Source organism: Trichococcus sp., from assembly GCF_049589555.1.
Lineage (GTDB): Bacteria > Bacillota > Bacilli > Lactobacillales > Aerococcaceae > Trichococcus.
Genome location: NZ_JBAWAZ010000021.1, coordinates 1 through 17,226, shown reverse-complemented (window position 1 = coordinate 17,226; position 17,226 = coordinate 1). Strand labels below are relative to the sequence as shown.

Sequence of the window (17,226 nt, the reverse complement as noted above, 5' to 3'; positions counted from 1 at the left end):
ACTTTTTGATTGTCTTCCAACGTCACTGTGCTGTTTTCATCGCCACCGTGGCCCCAAGCGCGCAATTCCTCTTCACCGGTCGCTTCCGGCAAAATAACGGTGACGTCCACATCGTTCAATGGATCCTCCCAGGCGGAACCGATGACTTTGCGGTTGAACTCAGCGATATCATTATAATTCGTGATGATTTCGGGAATGCGGTATTGATAGATGACCGTCTGGATCTCATCGGTCATTTTATTGTAGACGGTGAAATTCAGCAAATCGCCGGTGTTGTCCAGTTTGAACGTCCCCGATTCCTCCGTATCGCTCAAAGCAAAAGGGAAAGGATTTTCCGACAGATAGCCTTGCATCGAAACTTTGACGTCTGTCGGATCCGCTACCTCTGAAATATCCAAATCATACAGCACCCCATTGAATTCCCCTTCAAAATCGTAAGTGATGCTTTCGGTGAAAAAAGCGCTGCCATCCCGCTGTATTTCGACCAACACATCATAATTCGTAATCTCATAGGAACGGGCCTGGACTTCCTTCTGTCCAAATCCGATCAAAAAAAAGAACATGAACAGCACAATCGAGCCTATCCGTTTCATCGTTACCTTCCCCTTCCAATACCCTCCATCAAGCTTCTCGCTTCTGATACCCCCATTTTAACAAACTTAACCAAGTTAAAAAAGGAAGAACCTCATTTCGGGGTTCCTCCTTTTGCTTGTGTTCGTTAAAAAAGCAATAGCCGCTTCAATCCACTGCGTTGTCCGTTTCGGAAGACTCCTCTTCCTCCACCAGCAGGGCACTGCTGGTGGCTGTCTTCGCCTGGATTTGCGCTTCGGCTGATGGAAGCGAAACACTTGACGTCGTGATGATGCTGCCGGTCAAGGCATCCACCCGTCTGATTTCTACAGGCGCGTTTTCGATTTCAATCTCGATGTACCACATCGGGCTGTAGATATCCATATCCATAAGACTCAATGTGCGGTAATACGTCAACTGCACCGTCCGCACGGTGGAATTCGCAGGGATCTGGTTGTTGAGGTACAGCGCTTCGACCGCCCGCTTCTGCGAAATCACGGTCCTGCTGCTGCCTTGCACTTCAGCCGCACCCGCAAATGTCTGCTCATAGGAAATGACCTCATAATCGGGATCCAAGTTGAACGTGATGCTGCCCGTATCGTCGCCGATGGGGATATTGTTTGCGACCTGCGCATACACAAGTTGTCGCTTGAGCGGCAAATACGTAAGGAAGCTGTATTCGGCTCCGTAGAGTACGTTGCCTTGCAAGATGAAATCCGTGATCGGCGTTCTGTCGACAATCATCAAATCTTCCGCATCGATCTCAAGCGGGATCGGATTGGACAGGATGCTGGACAACACGCCATCTTCAAAGACAGTCGTCTGATTCACCAACTTCGACTGGTCGGTTTCCAGCGAGGCACCTTTATCCGTCTTCAGCAGAGGGATCTTCTCCTGATTGGTCGACAAAGTTGGAAAGCTGATGTCGTCGGCTTTCATCGCCTCTTCGATGTTCAGCGTGGTGCTCTCGCTGCCGAAGCTCAAGGTCGTCGCATTTTTTTCCAACAGCACGCTGAGCAGATAGATGTTCAAGGCTGCGAAGGTGAGGATAAAAATGATTTTGATGCGTCTAAAGTCCACTGTCAGCCGCCTCCGTTTCCGTTGCGCCGATCCATTCGTCCAGCGCCTTCCATGCGCCGTCGATCTGAATGAACCACTTAGGCGTCAGATTGACGAGCCGGTTGGATTCTTCACTGAAGGTCCAATCATACCCCAAGGCGATCATCTGAATCTCCTGGCTGGTGTAGCCACCGGCATCCAGCGCAGCCAAAAGATCTTTCCCGCTCAACAGGGTGACATCCTCTCCGCGATCCGTCAGCGGTGTCTGGATGACTTGCGTCAGGAATTGCAGTTCCGTCAAGGATGATCCGGACATATGGATCCGCGTCAGGCCGTAATCGACTTCCCCGAAAATCGGGTAGCCGTTCACGTATCTGCGGTAGTACACATTGTCCGTTTCCTCATCAAACCCATAAAAGTAAAAAGGATTCGTCCAATTGTCCAACATCTTGATTTCATGGAAACTGTCGCGTATCAGGCGGTAATCAGGCAGCTCTTCGGCATCCAGAATGTTGCGGTAATAGCTCAACTGCCCGGTTGTCTTCTCGATGCTCAATTCGGAGATGTTATCACTGTAGCTCACGAATTCATCGCTTCCGTTATCCTTCAGGTCGGTTGTATCATCGAAAAGCAGATCGATGAAATAGCTGTTCGAAGGCTTTTCAACCAGATAGACCAACTTTTGGACCGTGATCGCCTCTGTCGGAAGGTAGGAGATGGCTGATTCCGATTCATACGATTCGACTTCCATATACGCATCCTTTTGTCCTTCGTAAAGGTCCACCAACGGCTGCAGCACATTATCCGGCCGCGCTACGGTAAACACTTGCTTCGTCTCATCATTCAACAGATAGATGGGATCTTCCTCCTTCGAATTGAAGATGATCCGGTCGATCCCGTCGTCGTAATAGTCCTCCTGGAGATCCGTGAAATAACGCGAAAGCAGCTCCAGCGGAACCGCCTCGGCAAAGCGGATTTCCACCTGCGTAGGGGAAAGGATGAGCGCGTCAAACTCCTCCTGCGTGTAGGTGGAGACATCTTCGATCCCATCAAGCAAACTCTCGCCCAACAGCTCATTCACGCTTTGCATGACTTCAGGCGTTTGCGTCAAGTAGAGGCGCTTATCCGTATGGACAATCATCCTGATCGGCGCAAAGACATCCTCTATCTTCTTCGTGTTGGTCAGGTTAGCAGAGACCGATGTCGTCGAATTCTGGCCTAAACCGCTCGCACTCGGAGTGGAAAGGATCCTGACCGTCAGGAACAGACTGACTGCGACCAACGTGTATAACACTGCACTCAACATCGGTGATTCTTTTTGTTTCATCCCCACTCATCCTCCTCGTCCATCGGAATGTAAGGCAAGGAAATAAAGAAGGTGGATCCTTTATTCTCCACGCTGGTAACCCAGATTTTTCCGCCGTGCAATTGGACGACCTCTTTGGAGATGGCCAATCCCAGTCCGGTGCCGCCCATCGAACGGGCGCGGGCCTTATCAACCCGGTAGAACCGGTCAAAAACATGGCCGATGTCCTTGCGCGGAATGCCCAAGCCTTCATCGGTGATGCTGATGACGATACTGTTGTGCGTCTCCATCAATCTGCAGGTGATTTTCCCGCCGTCCGGAGAATATTTGATGGCATTGTTCATGATGTTGTCGATCACTTGGATAAATTTATCCTGATCGATTTCGACCCATAGCGTACGCTGCGTAAAGTCCCGCTCAATCTTGTATTTTTTGTTGCGGTACTGTTCCGATTTCAACACCATTTCGAAGCGGTCGATGATATGCGCGACCAATTCGTTGATGCTGACGAATTCCAGGTTCAGTTCCTGTTTGCCTTGATCCATCCGTGACAAGTTCAGCAGGTCGGTGATCATCCGGATCATCCGATCTGTCTCCGTGGAGATGACCTTCAGGAATTCCGGGGCGATTTCTTTGTCTTCCCAAGCACCATCGATCAGCGACTCCGTGTAACTTTTGACGCTCGTCAACGGTGTCCGCAGTTCATGGGACACATTCGAAACGAAGCTGCGGCGTTCCTGCTCGACTTTTTCCTGTTCCGTGATGTCGGAAAGCACGCAGACCAATCCGCTGATGAAGCCGGATTCCCGCTGGATGACGGAAAACTCTCCGCGCAGAATCGTGTCCTGATCGTCTGTCGGAATGTTGAGGATCAATTCGTCCTGCGTCTCCAATAACTGGCGGAAAGTGAATTTCTCACCTAGCTTCAGCACCTTCATGATCGATTGTCCGATCGCTCTGTCTTGTGAAATCGAGAGCAGATCCATCGCCCGGCTGTTGATGATGATGATCTTGCCGCGGCGGTCGGTGGCCAATACGCCATCGGTCATATGCCGCAGGACACTGTCCAACCTTTGGCGCTCGGATTCTGTTGTTTCCTGAGCGTCCTTGACTTTATAGGACAGATCATTGATGGTCTCAGCCAATTCACCCAATTCGTCCGCCCCATAGACCGTCACCTTGCCGGAATAATCCCCATCGGCAATATTGGCCGTCTGCCTGCGCATCTCGGAGATGGGACGCGTGAGACCGCGAGAGATGATCACAGCCAGCACAATCGTGATGATGATCGCCACCACCGAAGCATTCAGAAAGATGCTCACTGTCTGGCTCATCTGCGAATAGACCGATTCGATATTCGATTCCATCACCAACACGCCGATAAGGGTACCCGTGTTGTCCGTCGAATAGATCGGACTGATGATCTTCAGCACGCGGCTGTTCGTGTCTTCCTTCACATATTGATAGGACGAAGGTGCATCCAGAAGAATGACTTGTTGGACATCCCGATCGGTAGACTTCGTTCCGATCAAAGATTGCAGCGTTTGGTCATTGATTCCGATAATATACCCCTGCTCATCCATGACTTGCGTTTCCAGGATATTGGCGCCCGTAAAATCGCTGAGGATGGTCTGCACTGACACTTCAAGTTGTTCCGCATCATCATCCATCAGTGTTGGCTGCAGCGTTTTCTCCAGAAAGCCAGCATTCAGACTCATCTGGCTATCGAAGTTACTGATCATTTTCGTTTCCAGTTCACGGATAAAATAAGCCCCAATCAGTTGCAGGGATACCAAAAGGAGGAGAATGAACAGCATCGGTATCTTGAAATGAATGGAGTGAACCAAACGTATCTTTTTGTTCATATACTATTACTCCTGATCCGGATTCTTCAAGAAGTAGCCTACTCCTCTTCGCGTGATCAACCAAGTCGGATGGCTCGGTGTATCTTCGATTTTTTCGCGCAGTCTGCGGACCGTCACATCGACAGTGCGGACATCGCCGAAATAATCATATCCCCATACAGTCTGCAGCAGATGCTCCCGCGTCATCACTTGGCCGATGTGTTTGGCCAAATAATGCAATAATTCGAATTCGCGGTGGGTCAACTCGATCTCTACCCCGCGCTTCGACACGATGTAGGCATCTTCGTGGATGATCAGTGCTCCGATTTTGATTTCGTTCGTATCGTCTTCTTCAGGCGGTGCCGCAACCGGAGAGGCTTGTCTCCTCAAGTTCGCTTTTACGCGCGCGACCAATTCCCGGTTAGAAAATGGTTTCGTGACATAGTCATCCGCACCCAATTCAAGCCCAAGCACTTTGTCGATTTCAGAGTCTTTTGCCGTCAGCATGATGATCGGTACATCGCTCGTCTTGCGGATTTCCCGGCAGACTTCCAATCCGTCCATCTTGGGCAGCATCAGGTCCAGCAGGATGATATCCGGGCCCACTTCCGCAAACTGCGCCAAGGCTTCTTCACCATCAAATGCAGTGAAGACATCATAACCTTCTTTGGTCAGATTAAACTTGATTATATCTGAGATTGGTTTTTCATCGTCTACCACTAATACCTTTTTCATCTTCAAACCTCCTTATTTCTTGCAACTCTCTGTCCCTTTCGGAACGTCTACTCTTTATTATACAATTGCAGCCGATTATGTGCAAAGCGTTCCTGAATTATCCACCCTCAGAACCCGCACGACTGTACAAAAAAGGACAAGCCATCAATCGTTTTCCTGACTGATGGCTCATCCCCCTATTAGACATTAATGGCATTCGTTCATTGATTCATCAGCTGTGGATGACTACCGGAACCCCGATACCGATCATTCCAAACAGTTCTGCCATTACCCCCGGCGGCGTATTGACACAACCATTCGAGCCGGCAGTAAGCCAATATTCACCGCCGTAAGCAGGTTGCCAAGATGAATCGTGGATACCGATGCCTGTCCACTCGACAGGCATCCAGTATTCGACAGGCGATTCATAATCCTTTTCGGTTCTCGGATTGTAGCCTTTCAAAACGGCATCCTCTTCTTTGTTCCAGATGTAGAAGACCCCAGTCGGAGTCGGTGACATCGGGTGGCCGGAAACGATATCCGTCTCGAGCGCTACGGCGCCATCCTTGTAATACCACATGTGCTGGCTTGAAAGATCCACTTCGACATAGGTGGTGCCGATGTCCGCGCCGTCCGCATGGTAGCCTGTGCCGTTATAATTCGGCGTAACCGTCACATCTTCGCCTGCCAAAACATAGCTGATCAGGTTGTCCGTTTCGGCTGCGACAGCCAGCGTCCATCCGTACGTGCCGGATGGGACTTGGACCGTTTCTCCGTCCGTTGCCAAGAAATCGCGCGTACGGGAAAATGTGCTGTATTTGTCGCTCAGTCCCTGCAGATAGGCTGCAACGCCTTCGCGATTGACGGACACTTCGCCGTTCTCGTCTATACCCAACCATTCGACGATGGCTGTTTGCGGAACTGTCTCCGTCTGTCCGGAAATGGTGTATTGGATTACCGTATCCGTCAACTCATCCAGTTTCTGCAACGTTTCCGCCAGGATCGGATCGTCCGCCGTCAAGGTCGGTTGCTGATAGGCATCTGCCAGATCGATTTCGGTTTCTCCGGCAATGATTGCTTCCAGCATGGTTGCCTTCAACAATTCCAGATCGACCTTGTTCCCTGCCGTTTCAGGCAAAATTTCGTAACCGTCTGTCCCTTTGATCACTGTAGCGTTCACGGGTGCCGTGCGGCTCTCGTTCTGCAACGGGATTGCTGCCAAGATATCCGCTAAAGCTGTTTCGTCAACGGATACGCCGCTCAGATCAGTTTCTTCCTGCTTTTCTTGGAACAGCAAGATAGGCCAATCCCAACCGTTTTGCTCCGCCTTCATCGTTTCCAATTTCTCGGTGTTGTCGATGGAAACGCCTAGGTCAGCAGGTGTGAACGCATGGATAGTCTCTCCATTTTCGACGATTTGGATCTGCGCTTGGGCAATTGCTGCGGTTGTTTCTTCTTTTGCTTGGGCTACAGTATCATTCGTTATGTCAATGCCATCCAGCATCGTATTCGGTAAGAATTTATTCTCATAATAGCTACCTGCACCAAAGTATCCGGCTGCGATCAATACGACCGCTGTAGCGCCAATGATGATGGGTTTCTTTTTCACTGTCCAGACCACCTTCTCGTTTTGTTACAAATAGGTTGCATTTGTGTTACAAAAATTCGTAACTTACTTTTTATTACTTTACCATGTTTCCCTCGAAAAGCAACCTATTTTATCTTAATTTTTTTATAATAGTCCGCTTCTTAGACACTTATCATAATACCAATGCGGAAGAAATGCAAACAGCTGCAGTCCGTTTTCACCAGCCCAGCAATGCTCCGGGCGGGCTGAATTGGGTGGCACCGCAATGTTCTCCTCCGGTGAACGCAAGCTTCGCCGGAGTTTGACTACATTTTACCTGCGTTCTCCGATAAAGACCGCTTCCTCGGAGTTGCGGCCGCTTGTTACCAGTCTGCTCCGGCGGGCGGCCGCTTGCCGGAGTTGGGACCCGTTTCACAGCTCTCCTCCGGCAACCTGGCGCCACGCAAATCAAAAAGGCCTGTCTCATATGAGGCAGGCCCTAAATTCCTATGCGCGATTCTGTGTCTCTGCTTTGATTTCATCGAGGATGTAGCCGAAATCATAGTCTTCTTTTTTGACGATCAGCAAGAGGCCATCACCAAGAGGCACGAGGGAGGTTTCCAATGCTGGGTGGTCCAACACGGTATCCATCAGTTTGTTCAGACGGCGGTGAATTTTGCGGACCCTTTTCGGAATGTCGGCTTCATCATCCAGGATGGTTCCGCCTTGGAAAACATCATCAATGACCAGCATGCCGTCTTTCTTCAGAAGCCGGATGCAGTGGGGCAAAAACTCATAATATTTGGATTTCGCGCTGTCCATAAAGATGAAATCATACGGTCCTTCCAAAGTAGGCAGAACTTCCGCCGCATCGCCTTCCAGAAGCGTCACTTTGTCCGCGATGCCGAGTTTCTCAAAATTCGCTTTGGCGTGGTTGATCATGACTTCAAAACGATCGATGGTCGTGACGTGGCCTTCCGGTCCGACATGCTGCGCCATCAGGCTGCCTGAGAAGCCGATCGCCGCTCCTATTTCCAATATTTGTTTCGGTTTGATCTGGCCCAGCAGCATATTCAGGAAAACAGCTGTTTCGTGCGGGATGATCGGCACGCCTCTTTCATTCGCGGTCTTTTCCAGTTCCCCCAATTCTCCAGGGAAACGCTTCAGTCTGTCGCGCATAAAAGCGACCAGTTCTTTCTTTACGACGGGTCTGTCCATCATTTCATTCAATGCCATACTTTTTTCTCCTTATCGCATACTCTTTTATCAATGGCAACAAGGCTGGGAAGGGATCCCAGCCTTGCGCTTATTCATCTTCAACAACCACTGCTTGGACGGGCTCTCTTGTGACACGGATGCCCCGGATCCGGCCGCTTTCGACCTGAGTAGTCGTCAGCAGGTACTCTCCAGTCTGAATCGTCGCATGCTCATCATCTTTCGGAAAATAGCCGAGTTCCTCGATCATATAGCCGGCGATCGTATCCACTTCTTCGGAAGCGAGCGCTGTCTTGAACAATTGATTGAACTTGTCCAACGGCATACGTCCATTCACGACATAGTGATTGTCATCGATTTTTTTCGACAGGCGGTAAATTTCATCATATTCATCTTCAATGTCCCCAACGATTTCCTCCAGAAGGTCCTCAAGGGTGATGATCCCCTCCACGCCACCGTATTCATCCTTGATGATGGCCATATGCGTGTGGGTCTTGCGGAACTCGACCAAGAGATCATCGATATAAATAGTGGAAGGGACGAATAAAGGCGTATTGACCAACTCACGGAAAGCGATCCGCTCGAAACCGACTTCCTTTGACGCCTTCAAAACATTTTTCATATGCAGAACGCCGATGATATTATCCTTGTCTTCCTCATAGACTGGAATCCGGGAATATTGGCTGTTCAGAACCAGCGCAATGTTGTATTCCAGATCATCATCCAAATCCATCATCAAGGTATCGGTACGCGGCACCATCAATTCGCGGGCAAGCTTCGTGTCCAACGAAAGCACCCCCTGCATCATCGTGAACTCGGATGGGTCGATGACACCTTCGCCTCGGCTCTGTGCCAGGATGGCCTTCATTTCATCACGGGTGAGCTTCTCTTCCTCATTCGTGAATTCGATCGGCGTCAGCTTCTTCAGGATACCAGTCGAAAATGACAAAAGCCAAACGAACGGCTTGAAGAGAGTCTTGACGACAACGATCGGGCCAGCAGTGTGGCGCGCAATGGTTTCGGGCATCTGCAAGGCGATCTGTTTAGGGTACAGTTCACCGAACACGAGCGTGATGTAGGAAAGGACAACGGTGATGATGATCATCGCTATTGTTTTGCCGCCGGTGATGCTTCCCAACAACGGTTCGATATAGCCGACGAAATTGGCTGAAGCCGATGCACTGCTGAAGAATCCGGCAAACGTGATGGCAACTTGGATAGTGGCCAAGAAATCATCCGGATTTTCCAAGAGACGCAAAACCTTCTGTGATTTCTTGTCGCCGTCTTTGGCCAGCTTCTCGATTTTGGAACGGTTGATGGAAACAAATGCCAATTCGGCTGAGGCGAAATAAGCATTCAGTAAAGTCAGGGTTAGGATCAATGCTATTTTTGATAGTAACGACTGGCCTTCGGGGTCTGGGTTCATATGATTTTTTTCTCCTTTTTTATGGTGAATCACGCAACTGGGGCATGCCCTGAATCAAGGCGCTGTGCAGTTGCATAAAAAAATATAGATTGTGTTCAATTATATACTACTTAATATAGTGAACTCCACTCGAAAAATCAAGAGATTTTTCATACGGCATCTGCTGGAGCTTTCCGGCTCTTACTCCTTCAGCCTTCCGGTGCCGACAAGTGTTCTCATTCCAATCTAATGTTTACTAAAGGCTGCCACCGCCTTGGAAGGGCTTTACTGCTTGATTTATCAAATGTTTAAGAATTTCCAACTATGCGTTTATAACCGTTGCTTTTTTTCATTTTAATGTTATTATCACATTAGACAACCGCGTTTTTAGGAGGATTTTAATAATATGCTTATCCGCTCACTTGCCATCCCCAAAAGGGAGTTGACCATCGTCAAAGAGTCAGCCACACTTCGGGATGCACTGGATATCCTTGAAGATTCCGGCTACCGTTGCGTTCCGATTCTGGACGAAACCGAAACCATTTTTCGTGGAAATATCTACAAAATGCATATCTATCGGCACAAAGCGAACGGCGGCGACATGAACCTGCCTGTCACGCATCTGCTGAAGAATGCGACAAAATTCATTTCGATAGACAGTTCATTCTTTAAGGTATTTTTTACCATCAAAGAATTGCCCTACATTTCCGTTTTGAATAAGGACATGACCTTCTACGGCATTCTGACCCATAACGCCTTGTTGAACATGTTGGCCCAATCATGGAGCATTGATGTCGGCAGCTATGTGCTGACGGTCATCGCGCCCGGTCAAAAAGGCGATCTGTACCACATAACCAAAATCATCAACCGCTACTCCTCCATCGCCAGTTGCATTTCCTTGGACATCAACCGGGAAGACGCTTTGCGCAGGGTATTGGTCACTTTACCCGCTGGCACGCCCAAACAGGTGCTGGACTCTATCGTAAAGGCGCTGGAGCGCAAGGATTTCCGTGTGACGGAAATCGAAAACCTGCAAGTCGATTTCTGAAATCCAACCCGTCACATTAAGTGTCCGGAGCGGCGTTTTCCCGGCGAGGAAGCCTTCATCGGGAATTCTGCTCCGGACGGGTGGCGTTTTCCCGGTGAGGAGGACTTCATCGGGAATTCCGCTCCGGACGGGTGGCGTTTTCCCGGCGAGGCGGCCTTCATCGGGAATTCCGCTCCGGCTCCAGACGCCTGCTCGATCTAATGATTAATAAAAAAGTCGGACCAAGCCTTGTGCTTGTCCGACTTTTTTCGCGCGTACCCGAATCAGCGGGTAGCGCCATTCAAATAGGGGTTTGAATAGATTTCTTCCCTTACTGTCGTAGGATCGCCGTGCCCCGGGAACAGGACCGTTTCCCCTGGCAGGGTTACGATATATTTCTGGATTCCTTCGATCAAGGTTTCATGGCTGCCGCCCGGCAAATCGCTGCGTCCGACGCTGCCTTTGAAGATGACATCGCCAACGATCGCGAACCCGTTCTCGCGGAAAATGAAGACGGTGCTTCCTGGCGAATGCCCGGGAATATGTTGCATCTCAAAACGGAACTCGCCGATTTCGTAAGGCCCCATCTCCTCGAAGAAGACATCCGCTTCCTTCGCCAGTCGGACATCCGGAACGTTCGGATTGCGTGCTGATCCGTTCAGTTCCGGATCCAACAACCATTCCCGTTCGATAGGATTTTGATAGACGGGAACGTCGTATTTTTCCCGGATTGTTTCGAGGGCCCCGATGTGATCATAGTGCGCATGGGTCAACACGATCGCTATCGGATGCAACTCATTCTCTTCGATGGCTGCGATGATGTCCTCCGCTTGCTCACCTGGATCAAAGATGATCGTATCATTCTCATGGTCGCCGATCAAAAAATAACAGTTTTCCTGGATAGGACCGACTGTAATTGCGTACATTTCCATATATTGTTACCTCCCTCTTTTTCGATTACCTCTCTATTATAAGAGAACGATGAGAAATATCCTAGCAAAAAACGGGGATTTTTGCTGTTCATCTAGCAAAAGCCCCCGTTCTCCAGTTTTTTCATATGATTTTTTTATGGATCAGGCCATTTTTTCGGCAAAACCGATGATCTTGTTCATGTATTTCATAAGCGGTGCTGACACAACCAGCACGACAGCTTCCCCGAATGCCGCTGTCACAAAGCTGAACCAGAAAGGCAAATCAAGAACGATATAGAGCTCGATTGCGACAAGAACCATCGTCACCGTGAAGACGAGCGCAGTCATCATCATACGTTTCATTTCAGAATCGTTGGGTTTGAACAATTTTTCCAGAATAAGGAAAGAGATCAATGTCTGACCAAATCCGAACACCAAGTCCCAAGCCCCTAACGTTGAAAAAATTAGATTGGCGATAAAAACACCCGCCAAAACACCGTATTTATAATCTTTGTGGTAACCCACCAAATGATTCAGCATTTCTGAAACGCGGAATTGGACGGCACCGAACGACATAAAAGCAAAAATCCCTGTCAACGCAACATAAAGCGCTGCGATAATTGTATTGATAACCATTTTTCTTGTACTCAACCTAAAAACCTCCTAGTTTTTTTTCGTGGGATGGTAGACGAACCACGCACTCATCCGAGAGCTAAAACAGTTTACCACACATGTTCTCTTTTGAAAACGACTAACGGCGCATTTTCATCTGATTTTCATACCCGAAAAAGAGCGCGCCGACGATTCAGATCCCGTATGACTGTTCTTCTCCGGTGAAGCGCTTCTGACCGGAGGTGGGGTCTCGTCCGATAGCTCTCCTCCGGCGAACGACTTCTGAACGGAGCTGGGATCCAGTCCGGCAGCTCTCCTCCGGCGGACCATCTTCTGGCCGGAGATGGAGCTCCAGGAAGCTTCTCCCCCCCACATTCGCTCCAGTCCAGCAAACAGCAAAAAAAGCTGCCCGCCCCTGACAGGCGCCAGACAGCTTTCCTGATTTTTTGTTTTTCTATTTGTAGACGCGCGGAACGCGGGCGTTGATTCCCGTCAAGAGTTCATAGCCAATCGTATCGATCGTTACCGCCATTTCGGAGGGATTGTTGACGAGTCCGCCGTTTTCCCCCAAGAGCGTCACTTTGGTTCCGACCGGATATTCTTTCGGCAGGCTGATCATGCATTGATCCATGCAGATGACTCCGCGGATCGGACAACGCTGGCCATCCACGATGACCGTCTGATGGCGAAGATCCCGTCTCCACCCGTCGGCATAACCGATCGGAAGTGTAGCGATCCATTCTCCCTCAAAAGCACGGTAGCGGGCGCCGTATGCGATCGTGTCGCCTTCATGCATCTGTTTGACGTAGCTGATCTGCGTATCCAACTGTACGGATGGCTTCAGTTCATAAGGAAGCTCCAACACGGTGTCGGAAGGGTTGTAGCCGTACATTGCGATTCCGACGCGGACCGCATCCGTCCGGAACGCTTCATGCCAAAGCGAAATCGCGGAATTCGCCAGATGCACAATCGGCGGTCGTTGCGCCATCGCCTGCAAAATCTCTTCAAATAAAGTCAGCTGGCGCTCCACCAATGTCGGATCTTCCCCATCGGCCGTTGCGAAGTGGGTAAAGATACCTTCGAAAACAAAGCCATCCAATTCGGCAATACGCGCTTCGAAGGCCTGGACCTCCTCAACCGTACGCAGACCAATGCGGCCCATACCGGTGTCGATCGCCAAATGCACACGGACCGGCAACTCCGTTTTCCGTTCCTGCAGATACGGCAAAGCCGCTTCCAGCCATTCCGCTGCCGTGACGGCCACGCTGATTCCGTTATCCGCTATAAGCGCAGCGTCTTCTGCCTCCGTTGGGCCAACAACCATGATGAAATCATCGGACAGACCATTTTCCCGAAGCTCCATTGCCTCATCCAACAGCGCAACACAAAAACCGTCCACGCCAGCTTCCTTCGCCTTTTTCGCGACCGGGACGGCTCCCAGTCCATAGGCATCCGCTTTGACGACCGCGAAAAATTTCTTTCCAGGCGACAGACCCTTCCTGATTTGTTGGATGTTCCACGAAATAGCTTCCAAATCGACAGTTTCTATTGTGGGACGGTGCTTTCCTACTACCATTTGTAAAAGACCCCTTTACTTTTCTAATACCACTTGCGCGGCAATAATGTTCCCCGAATGGGTGATGGAAACGAATCCTGTCCCATCAAACGGAGATTTGGTTATTTCAGGCTTCCGATTCTCTCCGGGCAAAATTTCGACATCTTGGAAAGACAGCTTGCCGATGCCTGTGCCATAAGCCTTCGAGAAAGCTTCCTTCGCGGCATAGCGACCGGCCAGAAATTCCATTTGGCGTGATCCGCTAAGAGCCAGGAACAACTTCAGCTCCGCTTCGGTCAGAACCCGTTCCGCAAAACCCGAGCGCCGATCATAAGCTTTCGTGATGCGGTCCAACTCGGTTACGTCCAATCCTATTCCATAAATCATTCCAATCACCGCCTATTCTGCATGCATTGTTCTCATTTTACCAAAAACAACATAAATTTTCACCATAAGAAAAACCTCTTCCCCTGGCGTAGGCCAATTGGAGAAGAGGTTTTTGATCACGAATTAGTCGTTGTTGCTGCGGATAGTGAAGCTATGGCTGCTTTTTTTAGGTGCGCCGGCACTGCCGCCGCCACGTTTGTCATCATAGCGTTTGCCGCCGGAGCGTGGTTTGCTGTCGCTTGAGCGATTTTTGTTGCCACTGCGTTCTCCGCTGCGTTCGCCACTGCCGCGTCTTTCTGATGAGCTACGGTTACCTTTGTAGCCGCCGCCTGTGCTCTTACCTTTGTAACCACCGCCGCCTTTACCTTTTCTTGAAGGCAATGGGCGTTCTGGTGTGATCTTAACAGGAACATCAGTAGCATCTTTAGAAAGACTCTTCAAGAATGCTGCTACCAAATCTTCAGCTGTGTGCTCTTCAAGCAAACGAACAGCAGCACGTTGATATTTGTCTGTTTCTGTTTCTTTAACCAATGTTTCCACTTCATCCATAGCTGTTTTCACTTGGCCACGGAAAGCTTCTTCGTCACTTGGTGGTTGTAATGGAGTGATCGGTTTTTTGGTTAAGTTTTCGATTGTACGTAAGTAATCCATTTCGTTTGGTGTAACGAAAGTCACTGACATACCTTCTTTACCGGCACGACCAGTACGGCCGATACGGTGAACATAGCTTTCTGGATCTTGAGGGATATCGTAGTTGTACACGTGTGTAACACCTGTAACATCCAATCCACGAGCAGCAACGTCAGTCGCTACTAAGAAATCCAAATCGCCAGTCTTGAAAGCATTCAAAACACTCATACGTTTTTGTTGCGTCAAGTCGCCATGGATTCCTTCTGCACGGTAACCGCGTAGTTCCAATCCTTTAGACAATTCATCAACACGACGTTTTGTACGGCCGAAAACGATAGCCAATTCCGGATTTTGAACATCGAACAAACGAGTCATTGTATCGAATTTTTCGAAATCTTTACATTTGACGAAATATTGATCAATTAAGTTAGCTGAAGCGTGAGATGCCTTAATTTTTACGTGTTCTGGAGCATGCATGAATTTAACACCGATTTTTTTGATCTGGTCAGGCATCGTTGCTGAGAACAACAATGTTTGACGCTCAGATGGCGTTTCACTAAGGATGCTTTCGATGTCTTCCAAGAAGCCCATGTTCAACATTTCATCAGCTTCATCCAAAACTAGCGTTTCAATATGATCCAAACGAATTGTTTTGCGTTTGATGTGGTCCAAAAGACGGCCAGGTGTCCCAACAATAATTTGCGGTTTGTTTTTTAAAGCGCGAATTTGACGGCTGATATCTGCTCCACCATAAACCACTTGTACGGATACGCGTTTGTCTTTGCCTAAGCGATAAAGTTCTTCTTGTGTTTGAATCGCTAATTCACGCGTTGGCGCGATAACAATCCCTTGGATAGCTTTGTTTTCTGTGTTGATTTTTTGCAACATCGGCAATCCAAAAGCAGCTGTTTTACCAGTACCTGTTTGTGCTTGGCCGATAACGTCTAGTCCTTTGAGCGCCAAAGGAATAGTTTCCGTTTGGATGGGTGTTGCTTCCTCGAAGCCCATTGTCTCAATCGACTGTAATAATACTGCATCTAAACCTAATTCTGAAAATTTCATGTTTCCTCCTAATTTTGAGAAACTAAAATTTAGAGAGTCTTTTCTTTTACCCGTATCTAAATACGGTTCATAATCTTATAAATAAAAGATAAACCTTTTTTACTTAATCCCTTGAATAGAAAGCTTGATAAATCAAACATTCTGCACTTCGCAGAAAAAACCCTCTTATTTCTCTATTCTTACCATCAGCAATAATAACACGTTCCGCAGAGTATTACAAATCATTTTCTCTTAAAATAATGAAATTTCTTACAAAAAAACCTTGTTGTAAGGATATTTCTAATGAAAATGACAAGTGGCTCTACAATTTACCGACAATTGACTCCTGCGCTCCAAATTGGCTGGAAAAGGGATAACCTTGCTTATGCGACGACACGACCCATCCAAATCCTTTACATTTCCTATTATACACGCAAAGCTGCCACAACCGCCAATAAATCGGTGCCGAAACTGGATTTGATCAGCACTTGATCAGCTTGCTGAAGCTCTGCCTTCAACTTATCGATCAATGGCGCCTTCTCCCCAACATAATGATATAATTCCCCTTCCGGAAAGGCAGACTTTAAGTTTTCATAAAGAGCGGCCATTTCCGTTCCGTAAAGATAGACCTGATCGAACTCCACAGGAGAAATTTCAGCCGCCAAGGCAGCGTGCATTTCAGCAGAACGTTCACCCAATTCCCGGATATCCCCGAGCACCGCAATTTTCTTGCCTTCACGCGGCAGATGTGCGAATGAACGCAATACGGCCGTCATCGAAGTCGGGCTGGCATTGTAGGCATCGTTCAACAGTTGCGAGCCATTTACGCCATCCAACCACTGCGTGCGGTTGGCGGTCAGCTGAAACGTCGCCAAGGCTTCCTTCACTTCGGCGATCGCCATGCCCAACACCTGTGCAGCTGCTAATGCGGCCAAAGCGTTCCGGACATTGTACACACCCAATACAGGGATTTCCAGATCGACATTCGGATCCAGGTTCACATGGAAAGTTGTTCTGGTTTTACCAGGAACGATGTCATAGGCATTGACCGCATCCGTTTCGTCCGTGCCGAAAGTCAGCTGACGGAAGTTGCTTTCCTGAGGCAGCTCTTCGGCGATCAACGGCTCGTCACCAGGATAAATGAGCGTCCCTTCCGGCTTCAGCCCCTCCAAAATTTCCAATTTGGCTTTGGCGATACCGCGGCGGCTCCCGAGGAACTCCAGATGGCTGTCCCCGATCAACGTGATGATGGCGACATCCGGTTTGGCCAATCGGCTCAACAAGCTGATTTCGCCGAAGTTGCTCATGCCCATTTCAAGCACCAACACTTCAGTGTCTTCCGGCATCTCCAGAATGGTCATCGGCATGCCGATTTCATTATTG

General features: G+C 49.0%; 15 protein-coding genes and 1 riboswitch. Of the genes, 1 reads left to right on the top strand and 14 read right to left on the bottom strand.

The features are described 5' to 3' along the window. The 8 genes from WBV27_RS01270 to WBV27_RS01235 form a co-directional block, all read right to left on the bottom strand. The coding region (locus WBV27_RS01270; protein WP_424198718.1) for a DUF2207 domain-containing protein at positions 1 to 593 on the bottom strand (593 nt) is incomplete at its 3' end. Between the two features lie 145 nt (positions 594 to 738). Next, positions 739 to 1,650: a two-component system regulatory protein YycI gene (locus WBV27_RS01265; protein WP_424198716.1), complete on the bottom strand. Its 912-nt coding sequence runs from the start codon at positions 1,648 to 1,650 to the stop codon at positions 739 to 741. After that, on the bottom strand, positions 1,640 to 2,956 hold the full coding sequence (locus WBV27_RS01260) for a YycH family regulatory protein (RefSeq protein WP_424198714.1): 1,317 nt from the start codon (positions 2,954 to 2,956) through the stop codon (positions 1,640 to 1,642). The genes WBV27_RS01265 and WBV27_RS01260 overlap by 11 nt, the downstream gene beginning before the upstream one ends. Then, the gene (gene walK / locus WBV27_RS01255; RefSeq protein ID WP_119092935.1) at positions 2,953 to 4,800 is read right to left on the bottom strand and encodes a cell wall metabolism sensor histidine kinase WalK; all 1,848 of its coding nucleotides are present in this window, start codon (positions 4,798 to 4,800) and stop codon (positions 2,953 to 2,955) included. The genes WBV27_RS01260 and walK overlap by 4 nt, the downstream gene beginning before the upstream one ends. Positions 4,801 to 4,806: 6 nt before the next feature. Then, positions 4,807 to 5,514: a response regulator YycF gene (yycF, locus tag WBV27_RS01250; RefSeq protein WP_106449930.1), complete on the bottom strand. Its 708-nt coding sequence runs from the start codon at positions 5,512 to 5,514 to the stop codon at positions 4,807 to 4,809. Positions 5,515 to 5,725: 211 nt separating this feature from the next. After that, positions 5,726 to 7,102, bottom strand: a complete 1,377-nt coding sequence (locus WBV27_RS01245; protein ID WP_424198711.1) for a L,D-transpeptidase family protein — start codon at positions 7,100 to 7,102, stop codon at positions 5,726 to 5,728. A gap of 465 nt (positions 7,103 to 7,567) precedes the next feature. Then, positions 7,568 to 8,296 (bottom strand): O-methyltransferase, encoded by a 729-nt coding sequence (locus tag WBV27_RS01240; protein WP_424198709.1) that lies wholly within the window; start codon positions 8,294 to 8,296, stop codon positions 7,568 to 7,570. A 70-nt stretch (positions 8,297 to 8,366) separates the two neighbouring features. Next, positions 8,367 to 9,701, bottom strand: a complete 1,335-nt coding sequence (locus WBV27_RS01235) for a hemolysin family protein (RefSeq protein WP_424198707.1) — start codon at positions 9,699 to 9,701, stop codon at positions 8,367 to 8,369. Between the two features lie 385 nt (positions 9,702 to 10,086). On the opposite strand from WBV27_RS01235, the gene cbpA reads away from it, so the two are divergent. Next, a complete protein-coding gene (gene cbpA, locus WBV27_RS01230; RefSeq protein WP_086628963.1) occupies positions 10,087 to 10,728 on the top strand; it encodes a cyclic di-AMP binding protein CbpA in 642 nt (213 codons plus the stop codon). 263 nt (positions 10,729 to 10,991) lie between these two features. Here cbpA and WBV27_RS01225 read toward each other — a convergent pair whose 3' ends face one another. The 6 genes from WBV27_RS01225 to WBV27_RS01200 all read right to left on the bottom strand — a co-directional run. Continuing rightward, complete coding sequence (locus tag WBV27_RS01225) at positions 10,992 to 11,639, bottom strand: MBL fold metallo-hydrolase (RefSeq protein ID WP_424198704.1); 648 nt, start codon at positions 11,637 to 11,639, stop codon at positions 10,992 to 10,994. 141 nt (positions 11,640 to 11,780) lie between these two features. After that, the gene (locus WBV27_RS01220; protein ID WP_424198702.1) at positions 11,781 to 12,269 is read right to left on the bottom strand and encodes a QueT transporter family protein; all 489 of its coding nucleotides are present in this window, start codon (positions 12,267 to 12,269) and stop codon (positions 11,781 to 11,783) included. Positions 12,270 to 12,275: 6 nt separating this feature from the next. Next, positions 12,276 to 12,321, bottom strand: a riboswitch (PreQ1 riboswitch). A gap of 363 nt (positions 12,322 to 12,684) precedes the next feature. Next, on the bottom strand, positions 12,685 to 13,806 hold the full coding sequence (gene alr / locus WBV27_RS01215) for an alanine racemase (RefSeq protein WP_086628966.1): 1,122 nt from the start codon (positions 13,804 to 13,806) through the stop codon (positions 12,685 to 12,687). A 15-nt stretch (positions 13,807 to 13,821) separates the two neighbouring features. After that, positions 13,822 to 14,172 (bottom strand): holo-ACP synthase, encoded by a 351-nt coding sequence (gene acpS / locus WBV27_RS01210; protein WP_424198700.1) that lies wholly within the window; start codon positions 14,170 to 14,172, stop codon positions 13,822 to 13,824. 123 nt (positions 14,173 to 14,295) lie between these two features. Further along, on the bottom strand, positions 14,296 to 15,864 hold the full coding sequence (locus WBV27_RS01205; protein ID WP_424198698.1) for a DEAD/DEAH box helicase: 1,569 nt from the start codon (positions 15,862 to 15,864) through the stop codon (positions 14,296 to 14,298). 404 nt (positions 15,865 to 16,268) lie between these two features. Next, the coding region (locus WBV27_RS01200) for a UDP-N-acetylmuramoyl-tripeptide--D-alanyl-D-alanine ligase (protein WP_424198696.1) at positions 16,269 to 17,226 on the bottom strand (958 nt) is incomplete at its 5' end.